Source organism: Acinetobacter sp. XS-4 (genome assembly GCF_023920705.1).
Lineage (GTDB): Bacteria > Pseudomonadota > Gammaproteobacteria > Pseudomonadales > Moraxellaceae > Acinetobacter.
This window is the reverse complement of the sequence record NZ_CP094657.1, coordinates 265,351-285,022: the sequence shown is the minus strand read 5'-3', so window position 1 is coordinate 285,022 and position 19,672 is coordinate 265,351. Positions and strand designations below refer to the sequence as shown.

Below are 19,672 nucleotides of genomic sequence, written 5' to 3'. Positions count from 1 at the left end.
CCAATACATCGCATAAGCGATAAATAATCGCGCGTATTATACGCTGAAAACCCCGATGACTTGAAGTTATGATTTCCATCGTACGGATTTATCAAACAATTTTCTTTTTCAATAAGTTGCAAAATGTTTATGTATAAGATTTATACAGTGTTTCAGCGTATATTTTTCTATCTTTATTCCTAAAATTGGAAAACAAACCAGAATTTCTGCAATTTTGTTTATTCATTTTAGGCTAGACTCGCTCAATATTTAACTCACGAAGATGAAGTAATCATGACTTATAAAGATGAAACTCTAGCAATACATGCTGGCTATTCACCAGAAGCAACCACAAAAGCTGTTGCAGTCCCTATTTATCAAACTACATCTTACGCATTTGATAACACACAACACGGTGCCGATCTTTTCGATTTAAAAGTTCAGGGTAATATTTATACCCGCATTATGAATCCGACCACGGCTGTGCTTGAGCAACGCCTTGCTGCACTCGAAGGCGGAATTGGCGCTTTAGCCTTGGCTTCTGGTATGGCAGCAATTACTTATGCCATTCAGACTATTACCGAAGCTGGAGACAATATTGCTTCTGTCTCAACTCTATATGGCGGAACGTATAATCTATTTGCTCACACATTGCCAAAACAAGGTATTGAAGTTCGCTTTTTTGATTACCAAAAGCCTGAGAGTTTGCGTGACTTAATTGATGATAAGACGAAATTGGTTTTTGTCGAGTCGATTGGCAACCCACTTGGAAATATCATCGATTTAGAAGCAATTGCAAAAATCGCACATGAATATGGAGTGCCTGTCGTTGTCGATAATACGGTTGCCACCCCTGCCTTATTAAAACCATTTGAATATGGTGCTGATATCGTTATTCATTCGCTTACCAAATATATCGGTGGACACGGCAATAGCATTGGTGGAGCGATTGTAGATAGCGGTAAATTCCCTTGGGGTAAATATCCAGAGCGCTTTAAAGTTTTGAACACGCCTGACCCAAGTTATCACGGGGTTAATTATGTTGAGGCATTAGGTGAAGCAGCCTATATTGCCCGCGCACGTGTAGTTCCATTACGTAATACAGGCGCGGCAATTAGCCCGCTGAGTGTTTTCTTGATTTTACAAGGTTTAGAAACTTTAAACCTCCGTATGGAACGCCATACTGAAAATGCGCAAAAAATTGCGGAATATTTACAGACTCATCCAAAAGTAAAATGGGTCAACTACGCAGGTTTAAAAGATCATCCACAGCATCAACTTGCTCAAAAATATGTAAAAGGTAAACCTTCTGCAATTTTATCTTTCGGTGTACAAGATGGTCTCGAAGGCGGTACTCGCTTCATCGATGCTCTTCAATTATTTACTCGTCTTGTAAATATTGGCGATGCAAAAAGTTTGGCATGTCACCCTGCAACCACGACTCATCGACAGCTCAATGAAGAAGAACTTAAAGCTGCGGGCGTGAGTAAAGATATGGTACGTCTTTCAATTGGGATTGAGCATATAGATGACTTAATCGCCGATTTAGACCAAGCACTTTCATCTGTATAAATTTTAAACTATTCGACAAGCCTCTGGAAATAGAGGCTTTTTTATTTTTTACATATTATACAGCTTAAAGCAATTAATGGATTAAGATAATATTTTAGAGTTTTTACTCTAAATAAATTGTTAAATTTCATATATTTACAGACTAGACAATTTTTAAACATCTATTAAGATAAGGACAATATTTATGAGTTCATCTGGATGAACCTACGGTTGTAAAAAATAAAAATTACATACCGGAATAAATAGTCCCTGCCCCTACTTAGGTAAAATGCTGTGAATAAAAAATTAGAAGCTCTGTTCCAGGAAAAGGTACAAGATAAAGTCATTTTAGTGACAGGCGCCTCAAGTGGAATCGGATTAACGATTTCAAACAAACTTGCTGATGCTGGTGCTCATGTTTTACTTGTTGCCCGTACTCAAGAAACTTTGGAAGAAGTGAAAGCAGATATTGAAAGTCGTGGCGGTAAGGCAACAATTTTCCCATGTGATCTCAATGATATGGACATGATTGATCAAGTGTCTAAAGAAATTTTAGCGACTGTTGATCACATTGATATTTTAATTAATAACGCAGGTCGCTCTATTCGCCGTGCCGTACATGAATCTTATGATCGTTTTCATGACTTTGAACGCACCATGCAATTAAATTATTTTGGCGCAGTACGTCTAGTTCTTAATATTTTGCCGCATATGATTCAGCGTAAAGACGGACAAATCATTAATATTAGCTCGATTGGTGTTTTAGCCAACGCAACTCGCTTCTCTGCCTATGTCGCGTCTAAAGCTGCGCTTGATGCATTTAGCCGCTGTCTATCAGCTGAAGTTCATGCACATAAAATCGCAATTACTTCTATCTATATGCCATTGGTTCGTACCCCAATGATTGCACCAACTAAAATTTATAAATATGTACCAACCCTTTCACCTGACCAAGCTGCTGACTTAATTGCTTATGCAATTGTGAAACGTCCGAAACGTATGGCAACTAACTTAGGCCGCTTAGCTTCAATGACATATTCGGTTGCACCAGGCATCAACAATATGTTTATGTCGATTGGTTTCCGTTTATTCCCAAGTTCAGATGCAGCAAAAGGTCAAGAAACCGAAAAATTAAACTGGGCACAAAAAGCATATGCACGAATTTTCCCAGGTGAACACTGGTAATTTTGAGTTGATGCCATAGTTAAAAAAGCGCCTTAAATAAGGCGCTTTTTTAACTCAAGAGCTGATCAATCAAGAAATTGAACGTGTCCTGTTTTTACATCGTAAATTGCACCCACAACTACAATCTCACCTCGCTCAACCATATCTTTGAGCACACTGCTGTTATTAATAATGTACTGGATGTTGTAATGAACATTCATTGCGGTCACTTGACTAATAAAAGCATTCCCTAATTCACGTGGCTGCATAATGTCATATACGCTATCAACCGAATGCATTAATGGTCCAAGTACATATTGAATGTGTGGCATTTCCTTCACATCGGACACTTGCTTTTGTTCTAGACGTAATTGGCATGCACTCGTTACCGCACCGCAATCGGTATGTCCCAAAACTACAATTACTTTAGAGCCTTTAGCCTGACAAGCAAACTCAAGTGAACCCAATACTTTTTGCCCAGCAATATTACCTGCAATTCGCAAGCTAAACAGATCACCAATACCCACATCAAAAATCATTTCGGTAGGTGCACGTGAATCCATACAACCAAGCACTGCTGCGATCGGATGCTGCCCTTCATCTGCAGTAACACGAATTTGTCGATAAATATCTCGTTGTAGACGTTCATTTTTTACAAAACGTTCGTTTCCTTCTTTAAGTAAGTTAACGACCTGTTGAGGACTCAGCTTTTGTTGCAAATCATGTGTACTAATATCAATATCAAGTACTGCATCATCAACGTCTTGATAGTGCTGCTTGAATCCGACCAGTTTAAGATTTACTTGGCGCTTAATGGCCGTTTCACTTTGATAATCTTGAATAACTTGATAGATATCAGGATCGATCGAATCACATTGAGTCGCATCAATAATGAGTTGCTGATGTTTATGCACATGTTCCAATGCCGAAATAAGCGCAGAACGATTAAGAAAAGTGACTTGTGATGGAAGTTCAATACGAGTCACTACGCCATGCAAGCGTTTCTCTCTATAAACACGTATACCTTTATTAAAATTACCATAGAGAATAAAAGCGCTACTGGTGAACAGACCAATTAAAATTCCCATTAAAAGATCGGTCAGCAAAATTGCAACTAAGGTAATAATAAAAGGTAAAAACTGTTTCCAGCCCTTTTGATAAAGCTGTTTAAATAGTTTTGGATGGGTAAGCTTAAAACCTGTCAAGATTAAGATCGCAGCCAATGCAGACAAAGGAATCATGTTCATTAATGGCACGAAGAACAAAACCGCTAACAGCAACAATACACCATGAATAATGGTAGAGCATTTGCTACGCGCACCTGCATTGGCATTCACCGAACTACGTACAATCACTGAGGTCACCGGCATTCCACCAATTAAACCAGAAATGATGTTACCTGTACCTTGTGCCCAGAGTTCCCGGTTAGGAGGAGAAGAGCGTTTTTGAGGATCGATTTTATCTGCCGCTTCCAGATTCAATAATGTTTCTAAAGATGCCACGACAGCCAGCGTAATTGCCCCTGTGTAAATCATAGGCTCAGCTAAATAGCTAAAATCAGGAAAAATTAATACTTTTTCGGGTGCTTGTAATATATTCGGTAGTTGAATGAGGTTATCAATTTGCACTGCCCATGCAGAGCCAATACTCACCAAAACAAAATTTAAACCCGCTGCTAAAACCACCGCGATCAGAGCCGAAGGTAAAGCCAGTTTTTTGAGTGGACTACTATCCCACGCTAAAATTAAAAATAAACTGAGCAAACCAATAAGTGCAGCTCCGCTATCGAAACGCTCAAAGAACGCATCAGGTGTTGAAGTCCAAACCTGTTCCCAGGAAAAATCAGAAAGCCCAAACAAATAAGGTAATTGGGTTGCAATCAGGATGACACCAATAGCGGCTAGTAATCCTAAAATGACATTATTTGGAATAAAGTTGGCAAAAAAACCTAACTTGAATAATCCAAAGAGAATTTGCAGGACACCGGCAAAAATAATACACAATAAAAAGGCGGCATAATTGCCGCCTAGTTGTTCTAACTGTACAAGAATGACGGCAGTTAGCCCTGCCGCTGGGCCAGCAACACTAATGTGAGAACCACTTAGTAAGCCTACGATAATGCCGCCTACAATACCTGCGATAATACCAGAGATGATGGGAGCACCTGAGGCTAAAGCGATACCCAAGCACAGCGGTAATGCCACAAGGAAGACGACAACTCCAGACAGGAGGTCTTTTAAATAAAATCTATTTTTCAGGTTTAAAACCGACATAAAACAACCATTTATAATAAAAAGAAATAAGCAAAGTTGTACTATTACAGCCTGAAAGTGAGTAAATGCTTCAAGGCTGGGTTGATGATGTCGGACAACTGAATATCATTAAAGTTTAGTTATGCTATAACGTTGTGTATTTAATTGTGTATTTAACAACGATTTGTTGATCTTAAGATTCACCTCATCTTTACGACCGTGTTTTTTTCTTAATCGCATCTTTAATGCCTATTAGAAATAATTCTTTGCCAATAAAAAAGCCTCCGATTGGAGGCCTTTTATGAATTAAAGACGCTTATTTAGAGCCTTTAATCCCAGCTTGTAGCAACAATGCACCTAAACCACCAATTTTTTGCTCTTGTGGTTTCTCTTGCTTAGTGCGCTGAGGACGTTCAGCTTGATCTTTACGTGGTTGAGGACGTTTACCTTGAGGTTTACGTTCAAAACGTTGTTCTGTATTTTGTTCACGGCGTGGTGGACGCTGAGCTTTTACAGGTGCAGAACCTTCAGCACGCATACTTAAGTTCACGCGGTTACGTTCAACATCAACCTGCATAACACGTACTTGCACAATCTGGCCCGGTTTTACAACTTTATGTGGATCAGATACAAACTCATTTGCAAGTTCAGAAATATGAACTAAGCCATCCTGATGCACACCAATATCAACAAAGGCACCAAAGTTTGTGACATTAGTGATCACACCTTCAAGTTGCATACCTTCCGTCAATTGACCAACTTCAGTAATATCTTCGCGGAATTTAGCAGTACGGAACTCTGGACGTGGGTCACGACCTGGTTTTTCAAGTTCAGCTAAAACGTCTTGAATTGTTGGTAAACCAATTTTGTCATCAACAAATTCATCAGCTTTTACTTGGCGAATGATTTCAGTATTACCGATGATATCTTTAACAGTTGTTGCTTTTGCTGCAACAATTTTCTCAACAAGACCATAACTTTCAGGGTGAACTGAAGAAGCATCTAAAGGTTCAGAACCATTTTGAATGCGTAAGAAACCAGCCGCCTGTTCAAAAGTACGATCACCTAAACGCGGTACGCTTTTCAACGATTGACGGTTGTCAAAACGACCATGCTCTTTGCGGTATTCAACAATCTGTTGAGCAATTGCTTTGTTTAAACCAGCAATATAAGCCAAGATTGCTGGTGAAGCGGTATTTACATCAACACCTACAGCATTCACACAGTCTTCTACCACTGCATCAAGGGTTTTTGCCAAACCAGTCTGGTTTACATCGTGTTGATATTGACCTACACCAATTGATTTCGGATCAATCTTCACAAGTTCAGCAAGTGGATCTTGTAAACGGCGAGCAATAGAAACTGCACCACGAATTGAAACGTCAAGCTCAGGAAGTTCTGCCGACGCAAGTTCACTTGCAGAGTAAACAGATGCACCCGCTTCACTTACAGTGATTCGTGTTAAATTCAGGTCAGTATTCGCAGCCATCATTTCAGCAACAACAGCTTCTGTTTCACGGCTAGCTGTACCATTACCAATTGCAATGAGCTCTACGTTATATTCACGGCATAGTCGTGCAAGTTCAGCAATTGAGCCTTCTTTATCATCTTTTGGAGCAAATGGATAAATCGTGCTGTGAGCAAGTACATCCCCTGCATCGCTGATCACTGCCAGTTTAACGCCAGTACGAATACCAGGGTCAACACCCAAAGTCGTACGGCTGCCTGCTGGCGCTGACAATAATAAATGACGAAGATTTTCAGCAAATACCTGCATTGCTTCTGCTTCAGCAGTAAGACGCTTTTCTGTTAACAATGAGTGTTCGATTTGAGGACGAATCTTGCCTAACCAGAATAATTTTGCAGTTTGCTTTAAGAAATCCTGACGTGCTTGAGGTTGAATTTGCTCAAGGTTGTATTCAGTTTCAATACGTGCCAATGGCGCATCATCTTCACCATCTACTTTCAAACCCAATACGTTTTCTTGACGACCACGTAACATCGCCAATAAACGATGAGAAGGTAATTTGTTTAGACCTTCAGAGAATTCAAAGTAATCACGGAACTTTTTACCAACTTCTTTCTTTTCTTCAGATGCAACCGCACTTTTTAAAACTGCAGTTTTTGCAAAAGTTGTTTTTAATTCTGTAGTAAGTGAAATATTTTGTGCCCAGTCATCAATCAGAATATGCTGAATCGCATCTAACTGACTTTCAACATCTGGATAATCGTCATGACTAAAAGCAGCCAATGCTTCTGTTGGGTCAACTTGTTCTGCAATAATTTTTTCAGCAATTGGTCCTAAACCTGCTTCTTTTGCTTTAAAAGATTTACTTGTACGCTTAGGGCGATACGGTGCATAAAGTTCTTCTAAAGCATTTTTTGTTTCGGCAGCATTTACTCGTGCCAACAAGTCATCACTCAATTTATTCTGTTCTTGCAATGACTGAATAACTTTTTCACGGCGCTCATATAAATCACGTAAATACGCTAAACGAGTATCTAATTGGCGTAACTGCGTATCATCTAAACCTTGTGTTACTTCTTTACGGTAACGGGCAATAAATGGAACACTGGCACCTTCATCAATTAAGCGGATGGCAGCTTCTACTTGGTTTGGACGTACGGCAAGCTCACTTGCCAACTGCTGAACTAAGTCAGTCATCGTGTTTGATCCCACAAGGATAAAGTTTAAAAGCACTGATTATAAAGACCAAGCCCATAAAATCCACACTTGTTTGCGTATTCAAAACGTTTTTTTGTATTGACTCTGAATATTTATGGTTTTTAAGACGACTAGAGCACATAAAAATAGGAGTTCAACTATGAAAAAGTTGAGGCTGAGCTCTGTCTTTTAATCTTTATAAAATATAAACGTAGGACTTATGTCATGAATGTGACCAAATTTTATTATAATTTATGAGAAAATGAACATATTGGTACACTCCTCTAAAGATAAAAATATAGAGATTCAACAAGCTTTTATTCGTCTAAATTTTTATCGAACCCAACTATCTGCTTATTTCAACAATTAAAAAAACAAAAGAAACAAGTGAGCTTGTCTAAAATAACTTATTTGAAACAATTAGTTATTAATATTTAATTATTAAAAAATTATCAAAGATTTAAGTATTTGTTTTTTTAGATCAGTCTTTGCTAAATTATGGGCTTAAGATGTTGTTTTTTGGTTTCAAACTACCTTGAAAATTGTAATTTTGAGCAAATTGATACATAGTCTTAACAAGAACATCAGCATTATACTGAGGGCTTGTTGGCAATAAGCCTCACCGACCCAATAATATATAAATTATGACTTTAAAAGGGAGTACATCATGAGTTTAGTTGTACCTGCTGAACATCCTGAAACCGTACACAACGAAACGGATCGTGTCGAACGTATTTTAGTGGTCGATGACGATGTGCGTTTACGTACCCTCTTGCAACGTTTTTTGGAAGATAAAGGCTTTGTTGTAAAAACTGCCCATGATGCTTCTCAAATGGACCGTCTATTACAACGTGAGTTATTTTCACTTATCGTACTCGACTTTATGTTGCCAGTTGAAGATGGTTTGAGTATTTGCCGTCGTTTACGCCAATCAAATATTGATACGCCAATCATCATGTTAACAGCACGCGGTAGCGATTCAGACCGTATTGCAGGTCTTGAAGCTGGTGCAGACGATTACTTGCCAAAGCCATTTAATCCAAATGAACTTTTAGCTCGTATCCGTGCTGTATTGCGTCGCCAAGTTCGTGAAGTTCCTGGTGCTCCGAGCCAACAAGTTGAAGTTGTGAGCTTTGGTCCATGGTCTTTAGACTTGTCTACTCGCACACTGACACGCGAAGGACAAATCGTTACCTTAACGACTGGCGAATTTGCAGTATTAAAAGCATTGGTACAGCACCCACGTGAACCATTAACTCGTGACAAACTCATGAATTTGGCTCGTGGTCGTGAGTGGGGTGCAATGGAACGTTCAATTGACGTTCAAGTCTCTCGCCTACGTCGTTTAATTGAAGATAATCCTGCACGTGCACGTTATATCCAAACGGTATGGGGCGTGGGTTATGTATTTGTTCCAGATGGTGCGGAATAAGCCTGAGATAAGATAGAGTGAGTTTAGATCCAATCGCGCCACAAAACTTTACTGATTACGCTACCTACTCAGAACGTAAACGAACTCGGTGGGAACGTTTTCTCGACAAAATTAAGCCACGCTCTGCTGCCATGCGTACCACCATTCTGGTACTGCTGGTGGTGTTTTTTAGCTTATTTATGTCGTTATGGTTCTTTTGGCGCACTCTTTACTTACCTGAAATTCAACAACACGCTCGTTATCTTGCAGTTGAACTTGAGCTCGTCAACAATCCAGATATACGGATTTTTCATCGCGAAAATGAAGTCGATGTTGATGAGTGGTTACGTAATCGTGTTGGAATTGAATACGTTACCAATCCCAAAGAATATCCAAGTGTCCGCGATAAAGTAATTGCTGAGTTTTTTACTAATCAGATCGAACAAAAACTGGCAAATGAGATTGGGGCTAAGGATGTTACGGTTTACTTCCAGTTTAAACCTAGCCCACGTATTTGGATTCAAACACCTGAAATGCACGGGAATTGGGTTCGCGAACCTTTAAAAACCTATGCAAACTATAGTCCTGAGCTATTAATTGGTTGGGTTGTTGGTGTTCCTCTACTGTCGGCGATCATTATTTTGATTTTGGTCAGACAAATGAACCGCCCTCTGCGTCGTTTGCAAAATGCTGCCAATGAATATAGTAAGTCTGGAACAGCACCTTACTTAGATACCAATCACGGCCCACTAGAAATTCGACAAGTAAACCAAGCCTTTAATCGCATGGTCTATACGCTTGATCAAACCGAGCGTGAAAGACGTATTATGTTGGCCGGTATTTCACATGATTTGCGAACTCCTTTAACACGCATTCGCTTAACAGCAGAAATGCTACCTGATGAGTTCTTACGTGAAGGTCTGGTCTATGACGTAGATGATATGGATGCAATTCTTAATCAGTTTATTTCGTATATGCGTGATGGCTCAGATGAAGAGTTGAAAGACACCAATATCAATATGCTTTTGCAAGAGCTTGTTGTCCAGTTCAAGCCACTTGATATTCAGTTCGAGATGCAGGATGTGCCCATTATTCCGGCACGTAGCCTTTCTTTAAAACGACTTATTGCGAACCTGATTAATAATGCAAAACGCTATGGTGCTGAACCTATAGATCTAAGTGCAAAAGTTGAAAATGAAAATATTTTAATTACTGTTGCCGATCATGGTGAAGGTATTCCGCCAGATCAAATTGAAGATTTAATGCAGCCTTTTGTGCGCGGAGACGCCGCAAGAACAATCCAAGGGAGTGGACTTGGATTGGCTATTGTCAAACGTATTGTCGATATTCACCATGGTGAAATTCAAATTCACAACCGTGAACAAGGCGGTTTAGAAGTTATTATTTCTTTACCGATCCCAAAACCAGTCCCAGAAGAAAATAGCTCGATCAATCCATTGGAAAAAATAAAACAAACTTTAAGTGAGCGCTTTTAATTTAACCAGTTAGTTATTAAAAGCCTCATTTTAAAGACAAATAAAAGCAATAAAAATCAATTAAATAAAAACCATAAATATAATTTATACCACCATTTATTTACAAAATTAGACCTTAGCCTAACACCTATGCACTTTTCAATTTTTCATAGCTAAAATCCCGTATGTTTTGACAATTCTGAGGATGTCCAATGTCTTTAAGTCGTATTCGCCTAGCTTCTCTTCATGACAAGGTCATCAGTGCTGAACAAGCTGCGCAATTCATCGAAGATGGAATGACCGTAGGTATGAGTGGTTTTACTCGTGCTGGTGAAGCTAAAGCTGTTCCACAAGCCCTTGTAGAACTTGCAAAGAAAAATCCGTTAAAAATCACGTTAATTACGGGTGCCAGCTTAGGTAACGACTTAGACAAACAACTCACGGAAGCAGGTGTTTTATCTCGTCGTATGCCATTCCAAGTGGACAACACTTTACGTCGTGCCATTAACAATGGCGAAGTTATGTTTATTGACCAACATTTATCTGAAACTGTTGAGCAAATGCGTAACCAACAGCTTAAACGTCCTGATGTTGCGGTAATTGAAGCAATTGCAATTACTGAAGATGGCGGAATTATTCCAACAACTTCTGTAGGTAACTCTGCAAGTTTTGCTATTTTTGCCGAGAAAGTTATTGTTGAAATCAACACATCTTTAAGCGAAAGCTTTGAAGGTTTGCACGATATCTACATCCCAACTTATCGTCCAACACGTACTCCAATTCCATTAACAAAAGTGGATGAGCGTATTGGTACATCAGCAATCCAAATCGATCCTGCAAAGATTGTCGGTATTGTATTTAACGACACTCATGACTCACCATCAACGGTAACTCCGCCAGATGATGAAACTCAAGGTATTGCGAACCACCTCATTGCTTTCTTTAATAAAGAAGTTGCTGAAGGCCGTTTACCAAAAAGCCTTGGCCCATTACAAGCAGGAATCGGTTCGATTGCAAATGCGGTATTAACAGGTTTAAAAGATTCTGACTTTGAAGACCTCATCATGTACTCAGAAGTATTACAAGACTGTACTTTTGAATTAATTGATGCAGGCAAAATGAAATTTGCTTCTGGTAGTTCAATTACGCTTTCTGCAAAATGTGGTGAAAAAGTTTTTGGTAATATCGAAGCTTACAAAGACAAATTAGTACTTCGTCCACAAGAAATTTCTAACCACCCTGAGCTTGTACGTCGTTTAGGTATTATCGGCATTAACACTGCGCTTGAATTTGATATTTACGGTAACGTGAACTCAACTCATGTATGCGGCACTAAAATGATGAACGGTATTGGCGGTTCAGGTGACTTCGCTCGTAACGCTCACTTGGCAATCTTTGTGACCAAGTCAATTGCTAAAGGCGGCGATATCTCTTCTATCGTGCCAATGGTGAGCCATGTTGACCACAGTGAACATGACGTTGATATTTTAGTGACAGAACAAGGTTTAGCAGACTTACGCGGTTTAGCGCCTCGTGAACGCGCTCGCGCTGTTATCGATAATTGTGTACACCCACTTTACCGTGATGCATTAAATGATTACTTTGATCGTGCATGTGCTAAAGGTGGACACACCCCTCATTTACTTCGTGAAGCACTGTCTTGGCATGCAAACTTCGAAGAAACAGGTCAAATGCTTCAAGCAGCACCAGTTGCGAAATCAGCTTAAATAACTGGTTTTAATTCAAGCACTCCTACGGGGGTGCTTTTTTATTTGTTTAAATTATTAATAAACACTGCTCAAGGCCGAATTTTTACTTTATCTTTTGAGCACATCAAAACAAAAAGTAGAAATCTATATGTTTATCATTCGTCAATTTACAAATGCGGATTTAGAAGATGTCGTCATTTTATGGGAAAGCTGCGGCCTGACTCGACCTTGGAATAATCCTGAAACCGATATTTTTAGAAAAATCTCACAACAAGATGATTTGTTTCTAGTTGCGATTAAAGATGAGCAACTCATTGGCACGCTTATGGGCGGCTATGACGGCCATAGAGGCTGGATTAACTATTTGGCTGTTCACCCCCACCAACAACGCTTAGGCATAGCTACAGCCCTTGTTCAGCAGCTTGAAAAGCGACTAATTGCTCGAGGCTGCCCAAAACTTCAATTATTGGTGCGCAAAGATAATCTGAATGTACTGAATTTTTATGAACAGCTCGGTTATGACGAAGTAGAAGCGGTATGTTTAGGGAAACGTCTAATTAACGACAGTCCACATGATTAAAGTCTTACTTATTATTATTTTAGCGCAACAAGAAAAGCAAACTGAGTTTGGGGATAAGTGAGTGGACTTGTGGATAAATCTCATTTTACCCACAACTAAACAAATAATGATTCAGATAAAATCACAAGCATGAAAAAAGCCTCATACATTATGTATGAGGCTTTTCCGAATATGGTGGCGAGACCCAGGATCGAACTGGGGACACACGGATTTTCAATCCGTTGCTCTACCTACTGAGCTATCACGCCGTTGGCCTGTATTAAGCCGTATCTCAGAACAATAGTCAACAATTATCCTGAGTTTTTGATTTAACTGAGTATTTTTTATACTTAAAAAAAATCCCTGATGGGATCAGGGATTGAAAACACAAATAATGGTGGCGAGACCCAGGATCGAACTGGGGACACACGGATTTTCAATCCGTTGCTCTACCTACTGAGCTATCACGCCGAAGTGGGCGTATTAAACAATGTTTATATGATCACGTCAAGCAACTTCCGTTTTTTTTGTAACAAGTGATTATTTTTAAATCACCATTACATACGGACTGGGCTGTTAATGATGCAATTTACCAATATGAGCCAAACAACGATGAATTGCGCCGCAGCCAGGCTCAAAAATTTTAACGCCTTTTGACTCTTCTATACGACAAGCTTCTTCAACTAAGCGCTCAGCTACCCCACGACCACGGTTAGCAGGGTGAACAACAATATATTCAAGCACCTTGCTTTCACCTTGTCCTGAAGACCAGATTGCACCTATAATTTTGGTGTTAAATTCAGCAGTGTATAGCGTGGTATACTGTTGTAAATCTTGTTCAAGTTGTTCAATCGCATCGTGCCCGTCACCAAACTCCGGACTTGTATCATACAAACGCTCAAGCTGATCGCGGATCTCTGAATTATCTAGAGAACTATAAGCATGTACGGTAATAGGCATTGATTAACCCTCCTGAGCAAACTATGATGCTGTCACGAATTCGTCACAGCGAAATTGTCGTTAACATCCAATCATTTTTGACGTTTTTTGAGGAACGTGTCCATGACGCAACGTATCAGTGAAGTGGTTAGAAATACCAATGAAACCAAAATTCGAGTTCGATTAAATCTCGACGGTACTGGTCAAGGCACACTAAACACTGGAGTTCCATTTTTAGACCATATGATTGATCAAATCAAGCGACATGGCTTATTTGATATCGATATTCATTGTGACGGAGACCTCGATATTGATGATCATCACACCGTAGAAGACTGTGGTATCACGCTTGGACAAGCTTTTGCACAAGCTTTGGGTGATAAAAAAGGTTTAAAACGCTATGGTCATTTTTATGCTCCATTAGACGAAGCTTTATCTCGCGTTGTTGTAGATTTATCTGGTCGTCCGGGCTTATTCATGGATATTCCATTTACCCGTGCACGCATCGGTACGTTTGATGTCGATTTATTTTCTGAGTTTTTCCAAGGTTTCGTAAACCATGCGCTTATGACCTTACACATCGATAATTTGAAAGGTAAAAATAGCCACCATCAAATTGAAAGTGTGTTCAAAGCGCTAGCTCGTGCTTTACGTATGGCATGTGAAGTTGATCCACGTGCAGAAAACACGATTGCATCGACAAAAGGTAGCCTCTAATGACACGTATCGCGTTACTTGATTATGGTATGGGCAATCTACACTCAGCAGCTAAAGCACTTGAGCATGTAGGCGCTACAGTCGATGTGACCAATGATCCAAAATTAATTGCGCAAGCCGACAAAATTGTTTTTCCGGGCGTTGGTGCAATGCGTGACTGTATGCAAGGCATGCGTGAAGCAGGTATTGATGAAGTCGTACGTAACGCTGCTTTTAATAAGCCAGTTCTTGCGATTTGTGTAGGCATGCAAGCATTACTACAAAGTTCTGAAGAAAATGGCGGTGTAGACGCACTCGGTATTTTTGACGGCGTAGTAAAACACTTCCCTCAAATGGAAGGTTTAAAAGTACCACACATGGGCTGGAACCAAGTTCACCAAATGGACCCAAGCCATCCAATGTGGAACAACATTGAGCAAGATGCTCGCTTCTACTTTGTACATAGCTACTATGTCGAACCAAAAGATGAAAGCTTAGTTGCTGCAACCTGTGACTATGGCGTGAACTTCTGCACAGCGATTCACAAAGATAACTTATTCGCGACTCAATTCCACCCAGAGAAAAGTCATACTGCTGGTTTGCAGTTGCTTAAAAACTTTGTGGAATGGAATATTTAATCTGATTTAAAACTGAAAAGATCAGGGCTAGATGGCCTGATCTTTTTTTTTATTTATAATAATAACTAATCATTTATAGAATGATGTTTTATTCAACAAAATATTGAATATTTATACTTTTAAATAAAACCAAATGATCAGGAAAACAAAATGAATTCACCTTTTGAAAATCAAATTAATTACACACATTCACCGCTTAAAGCGAATGGGCGACTTGGTCGTTTATCATATATTGCTTGGATGTTACTACTCTCAATTCTTGCAATGCTTCTCATCGCTCCAATCATACTGAGTGGATTAGATTCTCTAAATAATCCTACATCTATTGAGAGCTTTCCTTCATGGATGTTGATTAGTATTTTTATTGTTTATCTTATAGGTGCTTATTTTAATATAATCATTGTCATTCGTCGTTTACATGATCGTAATCATACAGGATGGCTAGCATTACTAATGCTTGTCCCCTTCGTAAACTTGTTTTTTATGATTTATCTCTTTGCGGCAAAAGGTACTGAAGGCAGTAATGATTACGGCCCACAGCGCCCGACTCTAGGCTGGGAACGTGTTTTAGGCTGGATTTATATTGTCATTATTCCACTTGTATTTATTTTTGCCATTATTACTGCAATTATGGCTCCTACCTATGAAGGCTATATTGAGAAAAGCGAAAGCATTGTCATTGGTACACCATCTCAGTCTCAATAATTTTTAAAGACAGTCATAAAGCCTAGTTCTCTAGGCTTTATTCATATATAAAGCTAATAGCTCACTTCTTTTGTATGCTGTTAAATATGTCCGAAGCCTCCCCCCTCCTTGATAAAGCATCTATTCAACAGCTCCCTCCTTTTGAAAATCTTAATCATCAAAATATTGTGGTCATTGAAAATATTGAGCAATGCAAAAGTATCGAAGAGGACTTAAAAGTCGTTAGTATTTTTGGCTTTGATTCTGAATCTAAACCGACTTTTCGGGTAGGTGAAGTCTCGACAGGTCCACATCTGATTCAGCTTGCCACAGCAGAAAAAGCCTATTTATTTCATGTCAATTCATCGACTTTAAAATTTTTACAGCCCATTTTGTCTAACACTCAGCAAATTAAAGTTGGCTTTGGCCTTAAAAATGATAAGCACATTTTTCATAAAAAAGGCATTGAGCTGGAAAGTTGTGTCGACCTAGCCAAAGGCTTTAGTCACTTTGGTTTTACCCAACAAATGGGAGTACAAAAAGCGATTGCACTGCTATTTGGGCAGTATCTTGCAAAGTCGAAAAAAGTTGGAACTTCAAATTGGTCACGAAAGCCACTTACATCACAACAAATAAGCTACGCCGCCGCCGATGCGTATGCTGCATTATTGGTATTTGAAGAGCTCAGAAAGCAAGAACTATTACCTGCTCACATTTCACAAACGATTCAAACCGCACTTCAAGCGTAAAGTTATAAAAGTCTTTTCTAAGACTTAGCGATTGATCAATACTTTGCTAAGATGTGCACAATTTCATAATCATGATGAAGCAAGGAGCGGAAGCATGCTAATCATTCCTGCAATTGACCTGAAAGATGGTAAATGTGTGCGTTTAAAACAAGGGCGTATGGAAGACGATACCGTTTTCTCTGATGATCCGGTTGCAACTGCCCAACATTGGGTAAATGAAGGCGCACGTCGTTTGCATTTGGTCGATTTGAATGGCGCTTTCGCAGGCACTCCAATTCATAAGCCTGTTGTTGAAGCAATTGCTAAAGCTCAGCCAGAATTACCAATTCAAATTGGTGGTGGTATTCGCTCATTAGAAACAATTGAACACTACTTAGAAGCTGGCGTGACTTTTGTCATTATTGGTACTAAAGCAGTTCAAGAGCCTGAATTTGTAGAAGAAGCGTGTAAACGCTTTGCTGGTCACATCATTGTTGGTATTGATGCCATGAATGGTATGGTTGCAACTGACGGCTGGGCAAACGTTACTGATGTGAAAGCAACAGATTTAGCAAAACGTTTTGCAGATGCAGGCGTGTCTAGCATTGTTTATACAGATATTGCACGTGATGGCATGATGCAAGGTGTAAACGTTGAGCAGACTGTAAACTTGGCTGAATACTCAGGCTTACCAGTGATTGCTTCAGGTGGCGTAACTAACCTTGATGACGTTCGTAACTTAAAAGGCAAACCAGGCATTTTAGGTGCAATCACAGGTCGTGCAATTTACGAAGGTACTTTAAACCTTCGTGAAGCTCAGCTTTTGTTAGATGAAAACCGTCTTTAATTTTTAAGATGTAAAAAAAGAGCCTGTTTAGGCTCTTTTTTATTGCTGATATGACAAATATATTGTTAATCAATACACCACATTTCGCATAAATTTAAGTACTTGGTTACCACTATTGATATAGGTATAAGTCACTGAACTAGCATATATAAATGAAGAACCAGCCACGATAGTTTTTAAACTATCTGCAAATTGTATGGTCAACTCACCTTCTAATACATAAATAAGTTCTTGCCATCCTTCTGGGTCTGCTTCAGCAACATAAGACTCCCCCACTGCTAACGACCATGTCCAAAGCTCAACCTGCGAACGAGACGGAACTGAAGCCAATAAGGTTGCTCTGCTTTCTTCTTTTTCACCTTGCCAAGCAAGTGCATTGACCAAAGCTTGTTCTTTATACTCAGGTGCACTCACAATCGTTCTAAAGTCTACGCCCAACACTGCTGCAATTGCATCAAGTTTAGCTAGGCTAATATTGACCTGCCCTGTTTCCAAAGCTGCGATTGTCCGTCTGCTGACCCCTGCCTGATCGGCCAAGTCCTGTTGGCTTAAATCTCGTTCATCTCTTAAGGAACGAATGTTTGTGCCGACATGCTGTAAAACGGTACTGGAGGACTGACTCATAAATTAACGCAGCAAATAAAATATGAGCAATATATTGCACAAAATAGAAGAATAGCGCAATATGTGCAGTATATTGCACAATTCTTTTTAATTTGAATATGTCACCAATTTCTTTGAGTTCAAGCAAAGCCCCACAGTTAGCACTCGTTTTGATTACGATCATTTGGGGTGGAACATTCCTTACTGTGCAATATGCACTGAATTTTTCATCACCTATGTTTTTTGTGGGCTGCCGCTTTGCTGTCGCGGCTCTTACCTTGCTACTTATTTCGTTCAAGAGTATGAAAGGTATTACTTTAAAAGATTTAGGTGCTGGCAGCGCGATTGGTCTTGTAATTGCGGCAGGTTATGGCACACAGACGATTGGTCTTCAAACAATTCCTAGCAGTGAGTCGGCTTTTTTAACAGCGCTTTATGTTCCGCTTGTACCTATTTTAATGTGGCTCATCTTTAGAAAAGTCCCACACATTATGACTTGGGTGGGAGCAGCCCTTGCTTTTACTGGCCTTATTTTATTGACAGGTAATGGTTTTGAAAAAATCTCTTTAAATTTTGGACAGCTTGTAACAGTACTCGGATCACTTGCGATTGCTTTAGAAATTATTTTTATTAGTTACTTTGCTGGAAAAGTAAATTTACGTCGCGTTACCGTCATTCAGCTCGGCGTAGCATCTCTGGTTTCTTTTGCCATTATGCCTGCGGTGGGTGAACATGCAATTCCTGCATTTTCATGGCCGCTTGTACTCCTTGCTGTTGCATTAGGTTTAGCCAGTGCGCTTATTCAATTTGTGATGAACTGGGCTCAACGTATGGTTGATCCTTCACGGGCTGCAATTATCTATGCAGGAGAACCTGTTTGGGCAGGAATTATTGGTCGAATTGCGGGTGAGCGTTTACCCGTTATTGCTCTTTTGGGTGGTGCTTTAGTGGTATTAGGTGTTTTAGTGAGTGAATTAAAACTTAAGTTGCCAAGCAAAAAAGTCAAAAGTATCCGAGAATAAAAAAGAGAGCTTAACGCTCTCTTTTTATCTATTATTTTTTCTTCAATAATATAGATGGCTGGTAGTACTCAACCGTTGGCATTGGATCATAAAATGGATGGAGTAATGCTTTCCATTCCTGATAAGCCCCAGACTTTCTAAACCCTTCTGTATGATTTTCAATCTCATCCCAAAAGATCATTAAAATATAATGATGTGGGTCAGTTGCATGTCTAATGAGTTGAACAGCATTGAAGCCCTCCATTGGATAAACAATATGTTTAGCTTGCTCGAAAGCTTCAAGAAATGCTTCACTTTGCCCAGACTTTATATTCAAATGTACATGTTCAATAATCATGATTTATTGATACATCGGACGGTTATCATTTAATGCAATCAATCCGCGAATTGCACGATATACAATCCAGATCCACGCAGCACCAATTACCCCCACACAGAATACGGTCGATGAGATTGCAACACCTGCAAATAGGTCAGTATTTTCACCTGTAAAGAACAAGAAAATAAATGGCAAAAAGGCAATAATATTCCAAGCGAGATACCACCAGAATGTTCTGATTTGCCATGTAAAGTGGCTCGCAAAAATTGAACCTTGCACATCGGAACGTTTTACGTAGTTAATAATTAAAGCAATAACCGCAAGTAAGCCGCCTGTAAAAATGGCAACAATATAAAGTACATATAAAATAAGTGTTAAAGTACGATTTGAATCTTGGTCGATAGAACTATTCATTTTTATACCTCTCAAGT

Annotated in this window: 19 protein-coding genes and 2 tRNA genes; 13 read left to right on the top strand and 8 right to left on the bottom strand. The window is 39.4% G+C overall.

What is annotated here, in order from left to right:
- The first annotated feature begins 273 nt into the window (after positions 1-273).
- Both MMY79_RS01360 and MMY79_RS01355 read left to right on the top strand, forming a co-directional pair.
- Entirely contained in the window at positions 274-1,551 is a 1,278-nt protein-coding gene (locus tag MMY79_RS01360) for an aminotransferase class V-fold PLP-dependent enzyme (RefSeq protein ID WP_252611453.1), read from the top strand.
- Between the two features lie 273 nt (positions 1,552-1,824).
- Positions 1,825-2,715: an SDR family NAD(P)-dependent oxidoreductase gene (locus tag MMY79_RS01355; protein ID WP_252611451.1), complete on the top strand. Its 891-nt coding sequence runs from the start codon at positions 1,825-1,827 to the stop codon at positions 2,713-2,715.
- 65 nt (positions 2,716-2,780) lie between these two features.
- Here the strand turns inward: MMY79_RS01355 and MMY79_RS01350 are convergent, their stop codons facing one another.
- On the bottom strand, positions 2,781-4,967 hold the full coding sequence (locus tag MMY79_RS01350; RefSeq protein WP_252611449.1) for a SulP family inorganic anion transporter: 2,187 nt from the start codon (positions 4,965-4,967) through the stop codon (positions 2,781-2,783).
- 295 nt (positions 4,968-5,262) lie between these two features.
- Entirely contained in the window at positions 5,263-7,611 is a 2,349-nt protein-coding gene (locus tag MMY79_RS01345) for a Tex family protein (protein ID WP_252611447.1), read from the bottom strand.
- Positions 7,612-8,278: 667 nt separating this feature from the next.
- On the opposite strand from MMY79_RS01345, the gene ompR reads away from it, so the two are divergent.
- The 5 genes from ompR (at position 8,279) to MMY79_RS01320 (ending at position 12,786) form a co-directional block, all read left to right on the top strand.
- Positions 8,279-9,043, top strand: a complete 765-nt coding sequence (ompR, locus tag MMY79_RS01340) for a two-component system response regulator OmpR (protein WP_000060753.1) — start codon at positions 8,279-8,281, stop codon at positions 9,041-9,043.
- Positions 9,044-9,060: 17 nt separating this feature from the next.
- A complete protein-coding gene (locus MMY79_RS01335; protein WP_252611445.1) occupies positions 9,061-10,518 on the top strand; it encodes an ATP-binding protein in 1,458 nt (485 codons plus the stop codon).
- Positions 10,519-10,545: 27 nt separating this feature from the next.
- Positions 10,546-10,674, top strand: coding sequence for a hypothetical protein (locus MMY79_RS01330; RefSeq protein ID WP_081399465.1), 129 nt, complete (start codon positions 10,546-10,548; stop codon positions 10,672-10,674).
- A 35-nt stretch (positions 10,675-10,709) separates the two neighbouring features.
- Positions 10,710-12,224 carry an acetyl-CoA hydrolase/transferase family protein gene (locus MMY79_RS01325; RefSeq protein WP_005044101.1) on the top strand — a complete coding sequence of 505 codons (1,515 nt, stop codon included), beginning with the start codon at positions 10,710-10,712 and terminating at the stop codon, positions 12,222-12,224.
- Between the two features lie 130 nt (positions 12,225-12,354).
- A complete protein-coding gene (locus tag MMY79_RS01320) occupies positions 12,355-12,786 on the top strand; it encodes a GNAT family acetyltransferase (RefSeq protein ID WP_252611443.1) in 432 nt (143 codons plus the stop codon).
- Positions 12,787-12,958: 172 nt separating this feature from the next.
- Here MMY79_RS01320 and MMY79_RS01315 read toward each other — a convergent pair.
- From MMY79_RS01315 to MMY79_RS01305, 3 genes are all read right to left on the bottom strand, one after another.
- A tRNA-Phe gene (locus tag MMY79_RS01315) sits at positions 12,959-13,034 on the bottom strand.
- A 126-nt stretch (positions 13,035-13,160) separates the two neighbouring features.
- Positions 13,161-13,236, bottom strand: a tRNA-Phe gene (locus MMY79_RS01310).
- Between the two features lie 105 nt (positions 13,237-13,341).
- Positions 13,342-13,725, bottom strand: a complete 384-nt coding sequence (locus tag MMY79_RS01305) for a GNAT family N-acetyltransferase (protein WP_004789887.1) — start codon at positions 13,723-13,725, stop codon at positions 13,342-13,344.
- 102 nt (positions 13,726-13,827) lie between these two features.
- On the opposite strand from MMY79_RS01305, the gene hisB reads away from it, so the two are divergent.
- The 5 genes from hisB to hisA all read left to right on the top strand — a co-directional run bounded on the left by hisB (position 13,828) and on the right by hisA (position 17,297).
- Positions 13,828-14,421, top strand: a complete 594-nt coding sequence (gene hisB, locus MMY79_RS01300) for an imidazoleglycerol-phosphate dehydratase HisB (protein WP_004639787.1) — start codon at positions 13,828-13,830, stop codon at positions 14,419-14,421.
- A complete protein-coding gene (gene hisH, locus MMY79_RS01295) occupies positions 14,421-15,038 on the top strand; it encodes an imidazole glycerol phosphate synthase subunit HisH (protein ID WP_252611441.1) in 618 nt (205 codons plus the stop codon). Before hisB ends, hisH begins: the two co-directional genes overlap by 1 nt.
- Positions 15,039-15,188: 150 nt before the next feature.
- Positions 15,189-15,743, top strand: coding sequence for a DUF805 domain-containing protein (locus MMY79_RS01290; protein WP_252611439.1), 555 nt, complete (start codon positions 15,189-15,191; stop codon positions 15,741-15,743).
- Between the two features lie 86 nt (positions 15,744-15,829).
- On the top strand, positions 15,830-16,471 hold the full coding sequence (locus MMY79_RS01285; protein WP_252611437.1) for a 3'-5' exonuclease: 642 nt from the start codon (positions 15,830-15,832) through the stop codon (positions 16,469-16,471).
- A gap of 94 nt (positions 16,472-16,565) precedes the next feature.
- Positions 16,566-17,297: a 1-(5-phosphoribosyl)-5-[(5-phosphoribosylamino)methylideneamino]imidazole-4-carboxamide isomerase gene (hisA, locus tag MMY79_RS01280; protein ID WP_032049901.1), complete on the top strand. Its 732-nt coding sequence runs from the start codon at positions 16,566-16,568 to the stop codon at positions 17,295-17,297.
- A 69-nt stretch (positions 17,298-17,366) separates the two neighbouring features.
- Here hisA and MMY79_RS01275 read toward each other — a convergent pair whose 3' ends face one another.
- Positions 17,367-17,921: an XRE family transcriptional regulator gene (locus tag MMY79_RS01275; protein ID WP_252611435.1), complete on the bottom strand. Its 555-nt coding sequence runs from the start codon at positions 17,919-17,921 to the stop codon at positions 17,367-17,369.
- Between the two features lie 98 nt (positions 17,922-18,019).
- Between MMY79_RS01275 and MMY79_RS01270 the strand changes: the two genes are divergently transcribed.
- Positions 18,020-18,922 (top strand): DMT family transporter, encoded by a 903-nt coding sequence (locus MMY79_RS01270; RefSeq protein ID WP_252611433.1) that lies wholly within the window; start codon positions 18,020-18,022, stop codon positions 18,920-18,922.
- Positions 18,923-18,953: 31 nt separating this feature from the next.
- Here MMY79_RS01270 and MMY79_RS01265 read toward each other — a convergent pair whose 3' ends face one another.
- On the bottom strand, positions 18,954-19,259 hold the full coding sequence (locus MMY79_RS01265) for an antibiotic biosynthesis monooxygenase (RefSeq protein ID WP_252611430.1): 306 nt from the start codon (positions 19,257-19,259) through the stop codon (positions 18,954-18,956).
- Positions 19,260-19,262: 3 nt separating this feature from the next.
- Complete coding sequence (locus MMY79_RS01260; protein WP_016139947.1) at positions 19,263-19,655, bottom strand: hypothetical protein; 393 nt, start codon at positions 19,653-19,655, stop codon at positions 19,263-19,265.
- Positions 19,656-19,672: the final 17 nt, after the last annotated feature.